Origin of the sequence: Pseudomonas vranovensis DSM 16006, from assembly GCF_000425805.1 — a bacterium.
Classification (GTDB): Bacteria; Pseudomonadota; Gammaproteobacteria; order Pseudomonadales; family Pseudomonadaceae; genus Aquipseudomonas; species Aquipseudomonas vranovensis.
On the sequence record NZ_KE384459.1, the window covers coordinates 154,279 to 173,547 of the forward strand.

A 19,269-nucleotide genomic window follows, 5' to 3' on the forward strand; every position below is an offset into this window, starting at 1 on the left:
TGGCATGGGCGGCTTCGGCGGCTGTTTGCTGGGTACTGACCTGGGAGGTGATGTCACTGGCGAACTTGACCACCTTTTGCAGCCGACCACGGGCATCGAAGATCGGATTATAGGAAGCTTCCAGATAGACCATCTGCCCGAGCTTGTTGACTCGTTCGAAGCGATGCGAATGGTATTCGCCACGGTTGAGCGAAGCCCAGAAGGCTTTGTAGGACGCCGACTCGCTTTCGCTCTTGTGGCAGAACAGGCTGTGATGCTGGCCGACGACTTCGTCGTGGCGGTAATGCATGGTATCGAGAAAATTCTGGTTGGCCTTGACCACCCGGCCTTCGGGGGTGAATTCGATCACCGCCATGGAACGGCTTATAGCCTTGATCAGGCTTTCATTCTCATGATCGCGCAGCACCCGCTGCGTGATATCGCAGGCCACCTTGATCACGCTGGTCACCTGCTGGCTCGGCCCTATTACCGGCATGTAGCTGGCTTCCAGCCAGACTTCCTGGCCCTTGCGATTGAGGCGCATGAACGTCCCGCTGACCGCCTCGCCCCGCCCCAGGTCGCGCCAGAGTTTTCGATAGTCCTCGCTGCTGGCGTAGTCCTGCTCGCAGAAAATCCGATGGTGCTTGCCGCAGATCTCTTCAAGGCGGTAGCCCATCGCCTTGCAGAAGTTGTCGTTGGCCTCGAGGATCACCCCGTCAGGGCTGAACTCGATCATCGCCATGGAGCGACTTATAGCGGCCAGTTTGGCGTTGATCCCGGCCATTGCCCGGGTGCATTGCTCGATTTCAGCCAGATCGGACTTACGATGAAAATCAAACATCGGACTACCCTCCACGCTCAGGATGTTGCTGAGCATAGATAAACCTTTGCGCCGTGCAAGCACTCTGACATCACCCTCCCCATCGGGAGTAGGTGGGGGTTTTCAACTGCTTTCGCGCACCACCAGCTCGAAGCCCAGGTCCTGGTTGTGCATGGCCGCGCGCTTGCCGTCGAGCAGCCCCAGCAATGCCTGGGCAGCGCAGCGACCAATGGCGGCGCGTGGGGTACGGATCGAGGTCAGGCGCGGGACCATGTGTGCCGAGGCCGGCAAGTCGTTGAAGCCGACCATCGCCACCTCCTGTGGCACCTTGATCCCCAGGCGCAGTGCCTGGAGAATCGCGCCTTGGGCCAAGTCGTCGTTGCAGAAGAAGATGCCGTCGACATCCGGGTGTTGCGCCAGCAACTGACTGAACAGCTCCCCGCCCAGGCCGATGGATGAAGGTTGCGGCGACAGCACCTGCAGCTCATCGGCGAATCGCCCAGCGGCGACCAGCGCCTGGCGAAAACCTTCGGCCCGCTGCATAACCCGTGGATCCAACTGCGCCGCGATAAAGCCCGGGCGCTGGCAACCGCGCTCAAGCAAATGGCGCGCGGCAGCAGCGCCGGCCTGTTGCTGGGAAAACCCCACCGACATGCCCTGGGCCTCGACACCCAGCTCCATCATGTGAACGCAAGGCACGCCACTGGCGCTGAGCATCTGCTTGGCCGACTCGCTGCGGTCAAAACCGGTGAGCAGCATGCCGCGAGGCTGATAGGCGAGGTAGTTGCGGATCAGGTTCTCTTCTTCGGCGATATCGTAGTGATAGTTACCGATCAGCACTTCCAGGCCACGGGGCCGCATGACCTCGTGGATAGCCTCCAGGGTCTCGATGAACAACTGGTTGGACAACGAGGGAATCAGCACCACGATCGACTCGCTCTGGGCCGAGGCCAGCGCCCGCGCGGCAGGGTTGGCCACATAGCCCAGGGCCGTGGCTGCCTGCTTGACCTTTTCCACCAGCTCCGGGGCAACCGTGCTGACGCCGCGCAAGGCGCGGGAGGCGGTGATCGGGGAAACCCCGGAAAGCCTGGCCACTTCAGCCAGGGTGGGACGACCGGTAGTACGGGAGCCGATGCGGGTCATGGGGAGGTTTTATTTTCGACTTGCAAAGAATAGGGAACGGGCACTAAGGTAGCGCTGTCTCAGATCAACGGCAATGCATAACTGCAGGACGCCTGAAATGAGCACCCAGACTGCTTGTACAAAATCAATAACATCTGGGTGGGAAGCGCCCGAGGCGACTGACGCCTCGACCAAAGATAGCGCTATCTCACTCCGCAGGAGGTACCGATGAACCCACCCCTGTCCGCAATCGTGGTAATGGGCGTAGCTGGCTGCGGCAAGAGCTCCGTCGGTGCCGCCATTGCCGGCCAAAGCGGCGGCCGCCTGATCGAAGGCGATGCCTTCCACCCTGTTGCCAATATCACCAAGATGAGCGCCGGCATTCCCCTGGACGACGACGACCGTGCCGGTTGGTTGATCCGCCTGGGTGAAGAACTGCAGGCCACCCTGAAGGCCGGTGAACGCCCCATCCTCACTTGTTCGGCGCTGAAAAGACGCTACCGCGATGCCCTGCGCCATGCCGTACCAGACCTGGGCTTTGTCTTTCTCGACCTCACGCCTGAAGAAGCCAGCCGCCGGGTGCTTGCCCGCCCCGGTCACTTCATGCCGGCCAGCCTGATCGACAGCCAGTTCGCCGCCCTTGAACGCCCCGACGGCGAAGCCCTGACCCTGCCCCTGGATGCCACCCTGCCGGTAGACCAGCTCGCCATACGGGTAGACCTGTGGCTAAAGCCCTGCGGTGAACCGGTACTGGCGCGAACGGCCTGACCTGGCAGTTTTCCGGCTCACCAAAGATAGCGCTATCTCGCGTCGTAAATGCTGCAAATGCTCCGCCCACAACAATGACAAGACGAGGCACTGAACCATGTTCGGTTTGGCAACTGATACCTACTTGCTGCTCGATGCAGTGGTCACCATCATCGGCCTGGTGCTGCTGATCACACACTTCAAAGTCCACCCTTTTGTCGCCCTGACCCTGGCTGCCGGCTTTCTCGGCCTGACTTCGGGCATGCCGGTGGCCAAGGTGATGAAGTCGTTCCAGGACGGCTTCGGTGGTGTACTGGGATTCGTCGGCATCGTCCTGGCCCTGGGCACCATGCTGGGCAAGCTGATGGCCGACTCCGGTGGTGCCGACCAGATCGCCCAGACGCTGATCCGCGCCTTCGGCAAACAGAAAGTGCATTGGGCCATGATGTTTGCCGCCTTCCTGGTTGGCATTCCGCTGTTCTTCGAGATCGGTTTCGTGCTGTTGATCCCGCTGGTGTTCATCGTCGCTCGGCGCTCGGGTGTGTCGCTGATCAAGATTGGCATCCCGCTGCTGGCCGGTCTGTCGGTCGTGCATGGGCTGGTACCGCCGCATCCGGGACCGCTGCTGGCCATCGGCATCTTCAATGCCGATATCGGCAAGACCATCTTCTATGGCCTAATCGTCGCCCTGCCCACTGCCATCATTGCAGGGCCCCTGTATGGCAACTTCATCTCCCGCTACATTCCCGGTTCGCCCTCGCAGGAACTGATGGACCAGATCGCCCGGGAGTCGGAGCAGAAAAACCTGCCCAGTTTCACCGTGACCCTGATCACCGTGCTGTTGCCGGTGTTCCTGATGCTGCTGAAAACCTTCGCTGACGTGGTGCTGCCAGCCGAGCACATCGTGCGCCAGTGGATGGACCTGATCGGCCACCCGATCACCGCCCTGCTCGCCGCCTTGCTGCTGGCCTTCTATACCTTTGGCGCGGCCAGGGGCTTTTCCCGCCAGCAGATCATGAAACTGCTCGACCAGAGCCTGGCGCCGACCGCTGCTATCGTGCTGATCGTTGGCGCCGGGGGTGGTTTCAAGCAGATGCTGGTGGATACCGGGGTAGGCAATGTCATCGGCCAGATGGCGGTGCATGCACAGATTTCGCCGATCATGCTGGCGTGGCTGGTGGCGGCGGTAATTCGCATTGCCACAGGCTCGGCGACGGTGGCAACCATCACCGGGGCCGGCATCGTGGCACCGGTGATCGGCATGATCCCGGGGGTCAACCGTGAATTGCTGGTGCTGGCAACCGGCGCGGGCTCGTTGATTCTGTCGCACGTCAACGATGCCGGCTTCTGGCTGGTGAAACAGTACTTCAACATGACCGTGGCCGAGACGTTCAAGACCTGGAGCATGATGGAGACCATCCTGTCGGTGGTCGGCATCATCTTCATCATGTTGTTGTCATTGGTGGTTTGAGGCATTTTCGCGGGGCGACGTCTCGACTCGCCCCGCGATGTACTTAAAAGGCCGCCTTGAAAATCGCCTCGATCTCTTCCTGGCTGGCCGGGCGCGGATTGGTCAACCCACAGGCATCCTTCAGCGCGTTGCTGGCCAGCGTCGGCACATCCCCTTCACGCACCCCCAATAGCGCCAGGCCGACCGGAATATCGATAGCCCGCGACAGGCTCTCGATGGCGGCAATCGCCGCGTCACTGCCCTGCTCCGCACTCATGCCGCTGACATCCACCCCCATTGCCTTGGCCACATCACGCAGGCGCGCAGCGCTGACCTTGGCGTTGAAGCGCTGCACATGCGGCAGCAGCACCGCGTTGCACACGCCATGAGGCAAGTCATAGAAGCCGCCGAGTTGGTGCGCCATGGCATGCACATAACCCAACGAGGCATTGTTGAAGGCCATGCCGGCCAGGAACTGGGCATACGCCATGTTCTCGCGCGCCTGCAGATCGCTGCCTTCGGCCACGGCCTGGCGCAGGTTGTCGCTGATCAGCTCAATGGCCTTGATCGCACAGGCATCGGTAATCGGGGTCGCCGCCGTGGACACATACGCCTCGATGGCATGGGTCAGCGCATCCATCCCCGTCGCAGCCGTCAGGCCCTTGGGCATGGCCGCCATCAGCGCCGGGTCGTTCACCGACAACAGCGGCGTGACGTTGCGGTCGACAATGGCCATTTTCACGTGGCGGGCTTCGTCGGTGATGATGCAGAAGCGGGTCATTTCACTGGCCGTACCGGCAGTGGTGTTGATCGCTATCAGCGGCAGTTGCGGTTTGACCGAGCGGTCGACGCCTTCGTAGTCGCTGATGTGCCCGCCATTGGTAGCGCACAGGGCGATGCCCTTGGCGCAGTCATGGGGCGAGCCGCCGCCCAGGGAGATCACGCAATCGCAACGCTCACGTTGCAGTTGTGCCAGGCCCTGTTCGACGTTGGCGATGCTGGGGTTGGGTTTGGCGCCATCGAAAATCGACGAATCGATGTCGCGCACGGCCAACAACTCGGCAATGCGTGTAGCGACACCGGCCTTGGCCAGGCCAGTGTCGGTAACGATCAACGCCTTGCGCAGCCCATAGCCGGCTATGGCGGCCATCGCTTCGTCCAGGCAATCAATGCCCATGATGTTGACGGCGGGGATGAAGAACGTGCTGCTCATGGCGAAACCCTCGTGCAATATTCCATTGCCTTCAGGATCCGCCTGTCTGGCCAGCCCCGTGTTGATCTGGGGCAAGCCTCGTTCAGCCCAGGAACAACCGGTAGGCCGGGTTGTCGGTTTCGTCCCAGTAGCGATAACCCATGTCGTCGAGTGCGTGTGGCAGGCCAGCCTGCTCCTCCTCAGGCACCTCCAGGGCAGCGAACACCCGCGCTTCGGCCGCGCCATGGTTGCGGTAGTGGAACAGGCTGATGTTCCAGCGCTTGCCCAGGCGCTCCAGGAAGCCCAGCAACGCCCCCGGCCGCTCGGGAAACTCAAAGCGCATCACCCGCTCATTGGCACCAGGGCCGGCATGCCCGCCAACGGTATGACGCACGTGCAACTTGGCCAGTTCGTTGTCGGTCAGGTCCAGCGCGCTGTAGCCCTGCTCGCGCAGGTTGGCCAGCAACTGTTCACGAGGGTCGTTTAGCGGATGGGTCTGCACGCCGACAAACAGCCGCGCCTCCTTGCCGGGGTAGTAGCGATAGTTGAACTCGGTGATCTGGCGCTTGCCCAGCGCCTGGCAGAAAGCGCGAAAGCTGCCGGGCTGCTCGGGGATCGTCACGGCGATGATCGCTTCGCGCTGTTCGCCCAGCTCGGCGCGCTCGGCCACATGGCGCAAGCGGTCGAAGTTGACGTTGGCGCCAGAATCGATGGCCACCAGGGTCAGGCCACTGACTTGCTCGCGGGCCACGTACTTCTTGATCCCGGCCACCGCCAGTGCCCCCGACGGCTCGGTGATCGACCGGGTGTCGTCGTAGATATCCTTGATCGCCGCACACAGTTCATCGTTGCTGACCGTGATCACTTCATCCACGTAGTGGCGGCACAGCTCGAAGCAATGGGCGCCAATTTGCGCCACCGCCACGCCTTCGGCAAAGCTGCCGACCTGCGGCAGCACTACTCGCTCGCCTGCTGCCATGGCTGCTTGCAGGCAGTTGGAATCCTGGGGCTCGACGCCGATCACCTTGACCTGCGGGCGCAAGTACTTGACGTAGGCGGCGATGCCAGCGATCAACCCGCCGCCGCCCACCGGCACGAAGATCGCATCCAGTGCGCCGGGCTGCTGGCGCAGGATCTCCATGGCCACCGTACCTTGACCGGCAATCACGTCCGGGTCGTCGAACGGTGGGACGAAGGTCGCGCCTTCACTGTCGGCAAGTTTCAGAGCATGGGCCAGCGCATGAGGAAAACTGTCGCCGTGCAGCACCACCTCACCACCGCGCGATCGCACGCCGTTCACTTTCAATTCCGGGGTGGTGGTTGGCATCACGATGGTTGCGCGCATGCCCAGCTCACGGGCAGCGAGGGCTACGCCCTGAGCGTGATTGCCGGCTGAAGCTGTGACAACCCCGCGCTCGCGCTGGACCGGGCTCAGGCGGCTGAGGCGGTTGTAGGCCCCGCGGATCTTGAATGAAAACGTCGGCTGAAGGTCTTCACGCTTGAGCAGCACCTGGTTCCCCAGGGCCTGGGACAACGCCGGAGCAGGCTGCAATGGCGTCTCGATCGCCAGGTCGTACACCGGCGCGGCAAGAATGCGCCGCACGTAGTCGGACAGCAGATTCAGCGACGCGGACGGTGTGCGAGGGCTAACGGCAAGGCTGGTCATCGGTGACTCCTGGTTTTTTCAAAGTGCCCAGGAGAGAGAGAAAGAACCCGCCTCCAGGGCGGGTTCTGTGCAAGTGCCAGCTAGCCCGCCAAACTGATAATGGCGGTAATAATGCTGTGCTGAGGCGACTGCAGGAATGTATTCATGGCAGGGAAACTAGCCCAGCTGTACAGCCAAAGTCAAGCGGGCTCTCGCGCCGACTCCGGCACATCGAACACTCGGTCGAAGCCCCACTGGAATGCAAAGGCATAGACGAAGAAAAACAGGAACAGCGCAAGGTTGGTCAACAACGCCGCCCACAGGCTGATCTGCAACCAGTACGCAACCACTGGCAACAGGATCAGCACCATCCCGCCCTCAAAGCCCAGTGCATGCACGAATCGCCGCCACAGGGTGCGACGCCGTTGCGCCTGGCGCGCTTCCCAATACTCGAAGATCCAGTTGTAGAACATGTTCCAGCCCAGGGCCACGGCTGAGAGGATCAGCGAGAGCACCGTTGAATGCGCCATGTCCGTATCAAACGCCCAGGACAGCGCCGGCGCCACGCACATTACCGCGATGGCTTCATAGAGAATGGCCTGGACGGCCTTGCGCGCCTTGCCTTGCATGACGGGTTCCCCTCGACAGATGAGGCTCCACCCTAGCTGCGTTGAGGCTCGGGTTCAATTGAGCTAGATTGAGCCTCCCTCAATCAGGTTGAACGTCATGTTCGCCAAACTGCCCCTGACTGCCCTGCGCACCTTTGAAGCGGCGGCCCGCCTGGGTGGTTTCAAGGCCGCGGCCGATGAACTTGCGGTGACACCGGCAGCGGTCTCGCACCAGATCAAACAGTTGGAAACCCACCTGGGCCTGCTACTGTTCCAGCGCCGCGCCCAGCGCGTGGAACTCACCCGCGAAGGCGAGCAGCTGTACCGCCAGGTACACCAGTCCCTGGGCGACCTGCAACAAAGCCTCGCCGCCTTGCTTCCCGCTTGCGACCAGCAGCAACTCACCCTGACCACCACCGCGGCCTTCGCCAGCCTCTGGCTGATCCCGCGCCTGGGTGATTTTCATCGACGTCACAGCGACATCCAGGTCAAAGTGCAAACCAGCAACGCGCTCATTGACCTGCACCGCGACCGCAGCCTGGACCTGGCCCTGCGCGCCGAGTTCAACGCAGACCCGACGCTGTACCGGATGCCGCTGATGCCTGAGCATTTTGCCGTGTACACCCCACCTGGCTGGCAGGAGCCACCCGCCGACCAGCCGCTGGTGCTGATCGAAGCGCCGTGGGTATCGGCAAGCGGTGCAGCCATCGACTGGAGCCGTTGGTGCGAAATGGCGGGCAAACAGGCATGGCTGCAACGTGCCCGTTTCCATCACTACGACGACGAGCACCACGCCTTGCAGGCAGCCGCCGCAGGGCACGGGCCGGTGCTGGCGAGCAATGTGCTGGTGGCTGAAAGCCTGCGGCTTGGGGTGTTGCAGCCGTGGCGCCCGGACATTCAGTTGCCAGCGGCGCAATACAATGCAGTGTGCGTACCGGGTCAGGAGCGCCAGCCAGCAGTGCGTGCTTTTCTGGATTGGCTGTCGGGCCATCGCGGGGCAAAAAAACGCTCTACAACCTGCCTTCCTTGACGCCAGAAAACCGTCCAGGTGATTGGACAACCCCCCATTCTGCTGCTTGTATCTAAGTCCTACAGCACCGAAAGGTCGTACAACTTCGCACAACAGGATGGGACGAGGATCGCGACGATGGCCTACACAGTCATGATGGTTTTTGGCACACGCCCCGAAGCAATCAAGATGGCACCCCTGGCCCAGGTGCTGCGCCAATGGCCAGACGTCGAGCTGAACATCTGCTCCACCGGCCAGCACCGGGAAATGCTCCAGCAGGTGCTCAAGGACTTCGGCCTGAGTGTCGACGAAGACCTGCACGTGATGACCCAGAACCAGACCCTCAATGGCTTGTCGCAGCAATTGCTCGAGCAACTGGACGCCACTTACACCCGTATCAAGCCCGACATCGTCCTGGTCCACGGTGACACCACCACCAGTTTCATCGCCGCCCTCGCCGCCTTCAACCGGCAGATCCCGATCGGCCACGTCGAAGCCGGATTGCGTACTGGCAACCTCAAGGCACCCTGGCCCGAGGAAGCCAACCGGCGCCTGACGGGGGTGATCGCCGACCTGCACTTTCCGCCCACCAACCGTGCCCGCGACAACCTGCTGCGCGAAGGCGTGGTGCTGGAAAACATCGAAGTCACCGGCAATACCGTTATCGACGCGCTGCTGTGGATGCGCGAGTACCTGAACAAGAGCCATTGGCGGCCGGCCCCCGACTCGCCCCTGGCGCAACTGCGCGATGACCAGCGCATGGTGTTGATCACTGGCCATCGGCGGGAGAACTTCGGCCAGGGATTCGAGCGCATCTGCCTGGCCCTGGCAGAACTGGCCTTGCGTTACCCCGACGTGCAGTTCGTCTATCCCGTACACCTCAACCCACAGGTACAGAAAGCCGTGTACGGGTTGCTCTCGCACCAATCGAACATCCTTTTGATCGCCCCCCAGGACTACCAACATTTCGTCTGGCTGATGGACCGCGCCTACCTGATCCTCACCGACTCCGGGGGCGTCCAGGAAGAGGCGCCGGCACTGGGCAAGCCGCTGCTTGTGCTACGCAAAGTCACCGAGCGCCCCTCGGTACTCGAAGGCGGAACGGTGAAGCTGGTGGGCACCCTGACCGAACGAATCGTCAAAGAGACCAGCCTGCTGCTCGATGACGCCGACGTCTACAAACGCATGAGCCGGGTCTTCAGCCCCTACGGTGATGGCCATGCCAGTGAACGCATCGCTGAACGACTGAGCCGCTGGCTCGAGGAAAACGCTCGCGAGCGCGATGACTCATGAGCCTGGCGTTCATCGACTTCCTCACCTATGTACTGTTCGGCCTCAAACTACTGGCGATTGCCCTCGCAACGCTGATGTTCCTGCTCGGCCTGGACGACCTGTTCATTGATGTCGTCTATTGGGGCCGCAAGCTGGTCCGTCGCTTTCGCATCTACGACAAGTACGAGAAGGCCGACGAAAAGCGCCTGTTCGAGGTGCCGGAAAAGCCCCTGGCAATCATGGTCCCGGCCTGGAACGAGGTGGGCGTGGTGGGTGAAATGGCACGCCTGGCAGCTTCGACCCTCGACTACGAGAATTACCAGATTTTTGTCGGCACCTATCCCAACGACCCGCAAACCCAGGCCGATGTCGATGCCGTGTGCCTGCACTACCCCAACGTTCACAAAGTGGTATGCGCCCGCCCCGGCCCCACCAGCAAGGCTGACTGCCTGAACAACATCATCGATGCCATCCTGCGCTTTCAGAGCGATGCAAAGATCGAGTTCGCAGGTTTCATCCTGCATGACGCTGAAGACGTCATCTCGCCCATGGAACTGCGGCTCTACAACTACCTGCTCCCCAACAAGGACATGATCCAGATTCCGGTGTACCCCTTTGCGCCGGAATGGAAGGGCTTTACCGCCGGCCACTACGTCGATGAGTTCGCCGAGAACCACGGCAAGGACGTGATCGTGCGCGAAGCGCTCACTGGCCAGGTGCCCAGTGCCGGGGTCGGCACCTGCTTCAGCCGCCGGGCAATCAGTGCCCTGCTCGAAGACGGCGACGGCATTGCCTTTGATGTTCAGAGCCTGACCGAAGACTACGACATCGGTTTTCGCCTCAAGCAAAAGGGCATGAAGTGCATCTTCGCCCGCTACTCCATGACCGACCCGCAACTGGCACTGGAACGTGACTGGCACTGGGGCATGAGCCGCGAATTCGCCCAGGTGATTTGCGTGCGCGAGCATTTCCCAAGGGACTGGCAGCACGCAATCCGGCAAAAATCGCGCTGGATCGTTGGCATTGTTTTCCAGGGCACCAGCAACCTGGGTTGGAGCCGCAAGGGCGCACTCAACTATTTCCTTTGGCGCGACCGCCGCGGCTTGATTGCCTACCTGCTGAGCTTTCTCGTCAACCTGCTGTTCCTGGTACTCCTGGCGATGTGGCTGGTCACCGTGGTCGCGCCCGACAGCTGGCGTTTCCAGTCGATCCTGGCCGACAGCCCGACTCTCACCCTGCTGCTTTGGCTCAACGGCCTGATGCTGATCAACCGCCTGTTCCAGCGGGGTTTCTTCGTCACCCGCTACTACGGGATTGTCGAAGGGTTGTTGTCGGCGCCGCGGATGATGTGGAGCAACTTCGTCAACTTCTTCGCCAACCTGCGGGCCTTGCGTCAGGTCATGGAGATGGGTGACTCGCGGCGCGTCGCCTGGGACAAGACCACCCACGAGTTTCCGGCCCTCACTACCCCCATGCGCACGCCCCTGGGCCAGCGTTTGATCGACAAGGGCCTGATTACCGAGGAGCAGTTGCAGGCGGCTGTCACCAACCCGGTACGCCGGCGCCTGGGCCGCGAGCTGCTGCTGCGCGGCCTGATCACCAGCGAGCAACTGGTGCAGACCCTGGCCGAACAACTCGACCTGCCCTGGGCGCCGCTCAATCCCTTCAAGATCGACCCCAGGCTGATCGCTCAAATGCCACGCAACCTGGCCGTACACTACGCCGTGCTGCCCGTGGCCGAAGAAGGCCCGACCCTGGTGCTGGCCAGCGAAAGCCCAGTCAGCCAGGTGTCGCTGGGCGTCATCAGCCGGCAGCTCAAACGCCCTGTCAGTTGCCGCCTGGCACCGCAAGGACGGGTGACCCTCGGCCTGCGCTACCACTACCCGAGCCCCTGGCAGCACGAGGAAGTCCGGCACATGATCGCCGTCCTCGAACGCCATCAGGACGATGCCCGACTGCTCGAGCGGGTCTGCCATCACCAGATCAAACTGGGCACCCTGCTGCAGGTGCGCGGCACAGTGCCGGTGACCCTGTTCAACCAGGCCCTGATCGACTTCAACCCCGACACCATGACCCTGGGCGAGCACTTGATCGAACGCGGCATTATCACCGAAGCGGTACTGCAGGACGCGCTCGCCGAACAGGCCCGCGAACAGCGTGAAGCCTTTGAACTGACTCGGGAGGTGGCATGAGCCTGCCTCCGCCACTGAAGGCCGCCTGCCTGCTGTTGTCGCTCCATGCCGTGCATACCCTTGCTGCGCCCCTGAGTGATTTCGAGCGCTTTCGCAGCTACCCCTACATGGAGCGCAGCTACCGTGAGGCAAAGAAAGACAACTGGAAGGAGGTCGAACGCCTGACCCGCCACCTGCTGGAGCGGGTACCCAACAATGATGAGGCCCGCACCCTGCTGATCCAGGCCCTGGCCCACCAGCGCAAATACCGCGACGCCGAACAACTGGCCGAACAAGCCAAAGCCGCCGCCCCTGATGCGCTGCTGGAGTTGCGCCTGACCTGGATCGAACAGGACCCGCCCGCCGCCAGCCAGGTAGAAGGCTGGATCGCCAGCAGTCCACTGAACCAGCGGGTACGCCTGTGGCAGGCCTACAGCCTGAGCCTGGCCAAGTTTGGCGGTGCTGCCAAGGCGCTGGAATGGCTCAACCACCTGCCCGCCAAGGGCGATGACAATATCTTGCGCCTGGCCCGGGCCAACTGGGCCGAACAGTTGCACAACTGGGGCCAGACCATCGACGCCCTCGCGCCGCTGGCTGCCCGCGGCCAGCTACCGGCACAAGACTGGCAACGCCTGGCCAACGCCTATGTGCAGCGCCTCGACGAAGCCCCGCTGCAGCAACTGCTGAAAACCTCACCCTCGGCCGACATTGCCCGCCAGACCCGCCTGGCCATGGCCAACCGCGCCATCGCCATGGGCCACGACCAGCTTGCCCAGCGCTGGCTGCAATCGTTGCCCGAGGCCGATCTTCAGCATCCGCAGCAACGTCAGCAGTTGTGGGAGCTGGCACGCCAGGGCAACGACAGCATCCTCGTGCGGCGCCTGAGCAATGAACTGAACCGGCCGTGCCTGGAGACCGCCGAGTGGCTGTCACGCCATGACCCGGACCTGGCCCGCCAGCAGTTCGGCCAGTGTCGCTCGCAGGACGATCCCAGGACCTGGCTGGTGCTCAACCAGCGCTTGAACGGTGCCGGTGGCGGCGCCCGCTCGGCCCAGGAATGGGAGCGTTACTACCAGCAGACCGGTGACCTGCAAGCCCTTGAGCAGGCCACCTTTCTGCAGCTCAAGGCAGGCCATGCCGCCCACGCACGCCAATTGCTCGAACGCGCCTACGACCTACGCCAGGGCCGTTTGCCGGCGTCGCTGCTGCAGCGCCTGGCGGGGCTTTACAGCCAGGCCGATGCGCCACTGGATGTGCGCCGCATGAGCGGCCTCATCCCACGGGTCAATGCAGCCAACCGGGCGTTGTTGCTGGCCAGGCTGGCGGAGCACGGCGAGTGCGCAGCGGTGCGCCAGGCGGTCCCGGCTACCCCCACCGAAGTCGGGCAGTTCCGCGCGCTGGGTCGTTGCGCAATGCCCGAACGCCCTGGTGAAGCCGTGGTGTATTACCAGGCTGCCGAACGCCTGGGCGACACCGGCAGTCGCCTGCCCCTGGCCTATGCGCTGGAGGCTGCGGGCGACTCGCAAGCCGCACAACCGATCTGGAACAGCCTCAGTGACAGCCAATGGACCGACAATGCCCGCCTAACCGCGGCCCGCAGTGCCCTCAACGCCAACGACCCGGAGCGCGCCAAGGCTTACTGGAACAAGGTCGCGCACCGCAGCGCCGATGACTTTGCCCTGGGCGCCGCGATTGCCCAGCGCCAGGGCGATACCACTTCCGCCCTGGATTACCAACGCCAGGCGCTACAACACAACCCGCGTGCCGACCATTATTACGGCGCCTCGTTGACCGCCCGGCAGGCCGGCGAACTTGAGCAGAGCGATGCCTGGCTGGCCGAAGCCGTGCGCCTTGACCCAGGCAACCCCCGCTACCGCGCCGACTACGGCATGCACCTGGCGGGCTCGGCGGATCCTGCGGTACGCCGCCAGTCGATCCCGCACCTGGAACGCTCCACCCGCGACCTGCCCGAGGATTACCGCCTGGGCGAGACCCTGGCGCTGCGCTATATCGAAGCAGAGAACAGCGCCGCGGCGCGCCAGGAGCTGCGTCGGGTACTGGATATAGAACAGGACCTGGTCGACGAAGGCGACGAGTACGGCAGCCTCGAAGCGCGCAAGTACCGCCAGCGCCGGGCTCACGAAGCCTTGTTGCGGCGTGACAGCATCACCCTGGCCAGCACCTGGTCACCAGCCGGTATCTCGACCAATGACAACTTCCGTGACAACCGCCAGGAGCGCCGCGCCGCCTCGCAGAATGTGCAACTGGCCATGTGGGACCACGCCCTGGGCGCGGAGCCAAGCCGCAATGGCAGTTCCCTGTCGGTGTACGGCCGCGTACTGTTCGGCGGCCAGAGCCGCACCGACTACGCCCAGAGCATGGGTACCGGTGTGGGCCTGCGCTACAAGCCGCTTGGCCAGGCCAACCTGAACCTGTATGCCGAGCTGTACCACCAGCGCCAGATCGATGATGAGCACTACAACGGCCTGACCCTGGGGCAACTGCTCAGCCCGAGCAAGGTCGGCGACAACTGGGGCGACCTGCGTGGCAATGCCGAGTCGAGCAACGACCTGCTACTGCGCGCCACCTCCTCGTTCATGGACCAGGGTGACTGGCGCAACGACTGGCGTATCGATGAAGATGAGTGGAACGAGCGTTCCCTCTACCTGGACGCGGCGTGGTGGACCCGCGCCGGCGACCACCAGTGGCTGTCACGCTACCAGCAGGGCCATACCTGGAAGCTGCGTACGGACTCACCGCAAACCGTCATGCCCTACGGCTTTCTGGAGTTCTCAAGCCAGGACCCGAGCAACGACTGGCGCCAGGACCTGCGCACCGGCGTCGGCCTGCGTTGGCAGTGGTGGTTCGACGATGACCGTTACAACGCCTATCGCGGCACCCTCAAAGTGCGCGCCGAATACCAACAGTCGCTGGGCGGCAACCTGTATGAGCGGGCCAACGGAATGTTGCTTGGCGTGGAGATGAACTTCTGATGCACAGACTGACCGCCTTGCTGTTACTTGCCCTGTGCCTGCATGCCCACGCCGATGAACAGGTGTTCTATCAGCCGCTAAACCGGGACGCGCAACTGACCCAGGAACAGTGGCGCACCTTGTGGAAAGCCACCCGGGCCCAGGGCGGAAAAACCCTCATCGTTCAGTGGACCGCCTACGGCGACAGTGACTTCGGCGGCGCCGGCGGCTGGCTCGCCAACAGCTTGCGCAGCGCCCACGAACAAGGCCTGCAACTGGTGCTGGGGCTGTACATGGACGCCGCCTACTACCAGCGCATCGAGGGCATCGACAGCGCTGGGCTGAGTGCCTACTGGAAAGCCCAGCTGGGACGTTCCCAGGCCCAGCAGCGCAATGTTCGCCAGGGCTGGAAATTACCGGTGACCGGCTGGTACCTGCCCATGGAGCTGGACGACCTGCACTTCCAGGACCCGCTGCGGCGCCAGGCGCTGTCGACCCAGTTGCAAACGTTCGCTCGCCGCCTCGATGCGCCCCTGCACATCAGTGCCTTCAGTGCCGGACACCTGAGCCCTGCGGCCAACGCCCGGTGGCTTGAGGAACTGGCCGGCCTGCAGCTGCAGGTGTGGTGGCAGGACGGTGCCGGCACCGAACGCCTTGCGCCCTTGGTGCGCCAGCAGTACCAGGCGGCGCTGTCCTGCTCCATCGGCATCGTGCATGAAGCTTTTCGTCAGGTCAGCAAGGAAGGCCAGCCGTTCAGGGCGGTGGCCGCCACCCCGCACGCCCAGGCCGGCTGTCACCCCACTGCCGTGTTCTCGCTGCGGTACCGGCCCTGGGCCAAGGGCCTGCTAACCGACCATGGCAACTGAGGCGTATCTGGAACTCACCGTATTATTGGCGATGCAGTTGCTCCCGCCCTGCTCCGCTACCCCCGCGGCAACCTGATCCTGAACTGCGCCCCACCCAGGGCCGACTGGCTCACGGTCAAGGTGCCACCCTGCCCCTCGATTGCCCGTCGGCTGATCGCCAGGCCCAGGCCAAACCCACCGGTGGTGCGATCCCGACTGCGGTCCAGGCGATAGAACGGTTGGAAGATCAACTCACGCTGGTCCGCTGGAATGCCGATGCCGTCATCCTCCACCGTCAGCAGGCAGTGCCCCTCGGCATCCAGGCTCAAGCGCAGCAGCAGTTGGCGGTCGCAGTAACGCATGGCATTGCGCACAAGATTCTGCAGCGCCCGCGCGGTCAAGCGTGGGTCGAGGATAAAACGCGGCAGGTTGTCGTCGGCGCGCACCTGCCACTCGATGTCGCGGCTATCGAGCTCCTCGGCAAAACTGCCGAGGATACTGTCGACCAGCTCCAGCAACGACACCTCGACCCGTTCACGGGCCTGGTCGGCATTCTGCAAGCGGCTGTACGACAGCAGTTCGAGGACCAGCTCATCCAGTTCGCGCACATGCCCCACCAACTCGAGCAAGCGCTTGCGACAGCTGGGCGGCACTTCGTCGAACAGCAGCACCAGGCCAAAGTCCAGGCGGGTCAGCGGTGTGCGAAGTTCATGGGAAACGGCGTTGAGCAACTCACGCTGCTGGGTCAGCAGGCGCTCGACGTCCTGGGCCATGGTGTCGAACACCTGGGCCAGCTCGCCGATGTTCGAGCGCGCCGGGATCTGCGTACGCTCCGACAACTGCCCCTGACCCAAGCGCCGCGCCGTCTCCTTGAGACGCTCGAGGTCACGCCAGTGCGGCCATACCCACAGCAGCAGACAGCCCAGCAAGGCCGCGCCGATCAGCACCGTGACGCCCCACGACAACAGGTTGATGTCCACCGGGTCAGGCGGGTTGCGCAGCTCCACCGCCCAGGTTGAATCCAGGGGCGCCAGGGCCGAGTTGTAATAGCCCCAGTCGCCCAGGCGCACCACATTCTCCCCTCCACTCAGCCGGGCCCGATCGTCATGGGACAAGCCGATCTGGTCCTGACGACGCAGCTCGATCTGCAGCGGGGCGAAATCTGCCGCCAGTTGTCGCTCGACCTCGGGCCATTGCGCCGGCGACACCTGGCGAAAGCGCTCAACGATCAGCTTCTGCACGCCCTTGGCCTGGTCCAGGTTGTAGGCGATGAAGCGCTCGTGAAAGGCACCGACAATCGCGTCGGGAATCAACAACAATGCCCCGGCATAGGCGGCGATGGTCACCAGGTACAGGCGTACAAGGATTTTCAGCATGGGTCAGGCACCCGATCAGAACTCCCACTCGACACGGCTGAACAAATAGCCCTTGCCCCACACGGTCTTGATCTTGCGGGCTTCGCCAGCACTGTCATCGAACTTGCGGCGCAGCTTGGAAATGGCCACGTCCACCGAGCGGTCAGTGCCGTTGAATTCAATACCGCGCAGTTGCTGCAGGATACGGTCGCGGCTGAGCACCTCACCGGCGTGGCGCGCCAGCACCACCAACAGGTTGTACTCGCCACTGGACAGCTCTACCAGTTGCTCACGCCAGAACACATTGCGCTCGGCCAGGTCGATGCGCAGCCCGCCGACCACGATCAGGTCGGTTTCCAGACGCGGTTCGTTGATGCTGCTGCGGCGCAGCAAGGTACGCACCCGGGCCAGCAGCACCCGTGGTTCGCAGGGTTTGGTGACGTAGTCGTCAGCGCCCATTTCCAGGCCCAGGACCTGGTCGTGGCTGTCGTCGCGGGCGGTGAGCATGAGAATCGGCAGGGCCTGGGACTCGGCGCGCAGCAGGCGGCAGACCTGCAGGCCATCGAGCCCCGGCAGCATCAGGTCGAGGATCACCAGGTCCGGTTTGCTGCGCCGGGCCTCGGCCAGTACGTGGTCGCCCCGGGCAATCACACTGACGCAAAAGTCGTTACGCTGCAGGTAGCTGGCGATCAGTTCGGACAAGGCGCAGTCGTCTTCGACCAGGAGGATGTTGGGCATGGGCAATTTGACAGGCTGGAAAAGTCAGGCAAGGATATAGGACCTTCTGCGCAGCCAGCGCAACCCTTCACACTTTTTCACACTCGGCCTACACAGCTTAACAGTTGGACGTTGGCCTCCTGCCTTAGCATTGCCGGGTCATTTATGGAAGATCCGCATGTTCAGTTCAAGCCCCGTCCGTCTGCGCGCCTTGCTGCCGCTGCTTGCCATTACCCTGTCCCTTGGCGCGTGCTCCGACAGCACCCCGGACGAGGAAAAGGCCCCGCCAAGCGCCGTCACCATCGAAACCGTCCGTGTCCAGCCGCTGGCCATCAGCACCGAACTCAATGGCCGCATCCTTGCTCCCCGTACCGCAGAAGTGCGCGCCCGCGTCGCCGGCGTGGTACTCAAGCGGGTATACCGCGAAGGCAGCGACGTCAAGCAGGGCGATGTGCTGTTCAAGATCGACCCGGCGCCGTTCCAGGCAGACTACGACAGCGCTCGCGCCGTGCTCGCCAAGGCCGAGGCCAACCGCTACCAGGCGCGCTTGCAGGACGAGCGCTACCGAGAGCTGATCACCATCAACGCGGTCAGCCGCCAGGACCACGACAACGCCCGGGCTGCTGTGATGCAGGCCGACGCGGCAGTCGCCGAAGCCAAGGCTGCGGTAGAGCGGGCAAAGCTCAACCTGGGTTATGCCACGGTTACCGCACCGATTTCCGGCCGCATCGGCCGGGCCCTGGTCACCGAAGGTGCGCTGGTAGGTCAGAACGAGACCACGCCGCTGGCGACCATCCAGCAGTTGAACCCGATCCACGCCGATGTGACCCAGTCGACCCGCGAGCTCAACGCCCTGCGCCGTGCCCTGCGCGCTGGCGAGCTGCAGCAGATGGGCCAGGACCAGGCCAAAGTCACCCTGATCCAGGACGACGGCACAGCCTACCCGCTACCGGGCAAGCTGTTGTTCTCCGACATCAGTGTCGACCCGAGCACTGGCCAGATCACCTTGCGCAGCGAGTTCCCCAACCCCGACCTTGACCTGCTGCCAGGCAGTTTCATTCGCGTACGCCTGGACCAGGCTGTGAAGCAGCAAGGTATCAGCGTGCCGCAACGCGCCATTCTGCGCGACAGCGCAGGCCAGCCGCGCGTGTTGCTGGTCGATGCCCAAGAGCGCATCAGCGAACGCCCGGTGGTGCTGGGCAGCGTGCAGAACGATCGCTGGATCGTCAGCGACGGCCTGGCCCCCGGTGACCGCGTAGTGGTCGAAGGCGTACAGCACGTACGCCCAGGTGATCAGGTACGGATCGACAACCCGGCCAAAGACGTTCCATCCATCGCCAAGTCCACCGGCCAGTGAGGGCCTGA

The 19,269-nt window shown here is 63.3% G+C and carries 14 protein-coding genes and 1 pseudogene; 8 read left to right on the top strand and 7 right to left on the bottom strand.

Annotated elements, in window-relative coordinates; genetic code table 11:
- Positions 1-37: 37 nt before the first annotated feature.
- Both H621_RS29380 and gntR read right to left on the bottom strand, forming a co-directional pair.
- Positions 38-856: pseudogene (locus H621_RS29380) on the bottom strand (PAS domain-containing protein); the annotation flags it as partial.
- Positions 857-922: 66 nt separating this feature from the next.
- Complete coding sequence (gene gntR / locus H621_RS0126570; RefSeq protein ID WP_028946286.1) at positions 923-1,942, bottom strand: HTH-type transcriptional regulator GntR; 1,020 nt, start codon at positions 1,940-1,942, stop codon at positions 923-925.
- A 207-nt stretch (positions 1,943-2,149) separates the two neighbouring features.
- Between gntR and H621_RS0126575 the strand changes: the two genes are divergently transcribed.
- Positions 2,150-2,689 carry a gluconokinase gene (locus H621_RS0126575; protein WP_028946287.1) on the top strand — a complete coding sequence of 180 codons (540 nt, stop codon included), beginning with the start codon at positions 2,150-2,152 and terminating at the stop codon, positions 2,687-2,689.
- 97 nt (positions 2,690-2,786) lie between these two features.
- The gene (locus H621_RS0126580; RefSeq protein WP_028946288.1) at positions 2,787-4,139 is read left to right on the top strand and encodes a GntP family permease; all 1,353 of its coding nucleotides are present in this window, start codon (positions 2,787-2,789) and stop codon (positions 4,137-4,139) included.
- 43 nt (positions 4,140-4,182) lie between these two features.
- Here H621_RS0126580 and yiaY read toward each other — a convergent pair whose 3' ends face one another.
- From yiaY to H621_RS0126595, 3 genes are all read right to left on the bottom strand, one after another.
- On the bottom strand, positions 4,183-5,331 hold the full coding sequence (gene yiaY, locus H621_RS0126585) for an L-threonine dehydrogenase (protein ID WP_028946289.1): 1,149 nt from the start codon (positions 5,329-5,331) through the stop codon (positions 4,183-4,185).
- A gap of 82 nt (positions 5,332-5,413) precedes the next feature.
- The gene (gene ilvA, locus H621_RS0126590) at positions 5,414-6,976 is read right to left on the bottom strand and encodes a threonine ammonia-lyase, biosynthetic (protein WP_028946290.1); all 1,563 of its coding nucleotides are present in this window, start codon (positions 6,974-6,976) and stop codon (positions 5,414-5,416) included.
- A gap of 179 nt (positions 6,977-7,155) precedes the next feature.
- Positions 7,156-7,584 carry a PACE efflux transporter gene (locus tag H621_RS0126595; protein ID WP_028946291.1) on the bottom strand — a complete coding sequence of 143 codons (429 nt, stop codon included), beginning with the start codon at positions 7,582-7,584 and terminating at the stop codon, positions 7,156-7,158.
- A 97-nt stretch (positions 7,585-7,681) separates the two neighbouring features.
- Between H621_RS0126595 and H621_RS27685 the strand changes: the two genes are divergently transcribed.
- The 5 genes from H621_RS27685 to H621_RS0126620 all read left to right on the top strand — a co-directional run bounded on the left by H621_RS27685 (position 7,682) and on the right by H621_RS0126620 (position 15,853).
- Complete coding sequence (locus H621_RS27685) at positions 7,682-8,593, top strand: LysR substrate-binding domain-containing protein (RefSeq protein ID WP_036990457.1); 912 nt, start codon at positions 7,682-7,684, stop codon at positions 8,591-8,593.
- A gap of 117 nt (positions 8,594-8,710) precedes the next feature.
- Complete coding sequence (wecB, locus tag H621_RS0126605) at positions 8,711-9,865, top strand: non-hydrolyzing UDP-N-acetylglucosamine 2-epimerase (RefSeq protein ID WP_028946292.1); 1,155 nt, start codon at positions 8,711-8,713, stop codon at positions 9,863-9,865.
- The gene (nfrB, locus tag H621_RS0126610) at positions 9,862-12,036 is read left to right on the top strand and encodes a cyclic di-3',5'-guanylate-activated glycosyltransferase NfrB (protein WP_028946293.1); all 2,175 of its coding nucleotides are present in this window, start codon (positions 9,862-9,864) and stop codon (positions 12,034-12,036) included. Before wecB ends, nfrB begins: the two co-directional genes overlap by 4 nt.
- The gene (locus tag H621_RS0126615; RefSeq protein ID WP_028946294.1) at positions 12,033-15,008 is read left to right on the top strand and encodes an NfrA family protein; all 2,976 of its coding nucleotides are present in this window, start codon (positions 12,033-12,035) and stop codon (positions 15,006-15,008) included. Before nfrB ends, H621_RS0126615 begins: the two co-directional genes overlap by 4 nt.
- Positions 15,008-15,853: a DUF4434 family protein gene (locus tag H621_RS0126620; protein ID WP_028946295.1), complete on the top strand. Its 846-nt coding sequence runs from the start codon at positions 15,008-15,010 to the stop codon at positions 15,851-15,853. The genes H621_RS0126615 and H621_RS0126620 overlap by 1 nt, the downstream gene beginning before the upstream one ends.
- Positions 15,854-15,909: 56 nt before the next feature.
- Here the strand turns inward: H621_RS0126620 and H621_RS0126625 are convergent, their stop codons facing one another.
- A complete protein-coding gene (locus H621_RS0126625) occupies positions 15,910-17,208 on the bottom strand; it encodes an ATP-binding protein (RefSeq protein ID WP_028946296.1) in 1,299 nt (432 codons plus the stop codon).
- A gap of 15 nt (positions 17,209-17,223) precedes the next feature.
- The gene (locus tag H621_RS0126630; RefSeq protein ID WP_028946297.1) at positions 17,224-17,925 is read right to left on the bottom strand and encodes a response regulator; all 702 of its coding nucleotides are present in this window, start codon (positions 17,923-17,925) and stop codon (positions 17,224-17,226) included.
- A gap of 157 nt (positions 17,926-18,082) precedes the next feature.
- On the opposite strand from H621_RS0126630, the gene H621_RS0126635 reads away from it, so the two are divergent.
- Complete coding sequence (locus H621_RS0126635; RefSeq protein ID WP_028946298.1) at positions 18,083-19,261, top strand: efflux RND transporter periplasmic adaptor subunit; 1,179 nt, start codon at positions 18,083-18,085, stop codon at positions 19,259-19,261.
- The last annotated feature ends 8 nt before the right edge of the window (positions 19,262-19,269 follow it).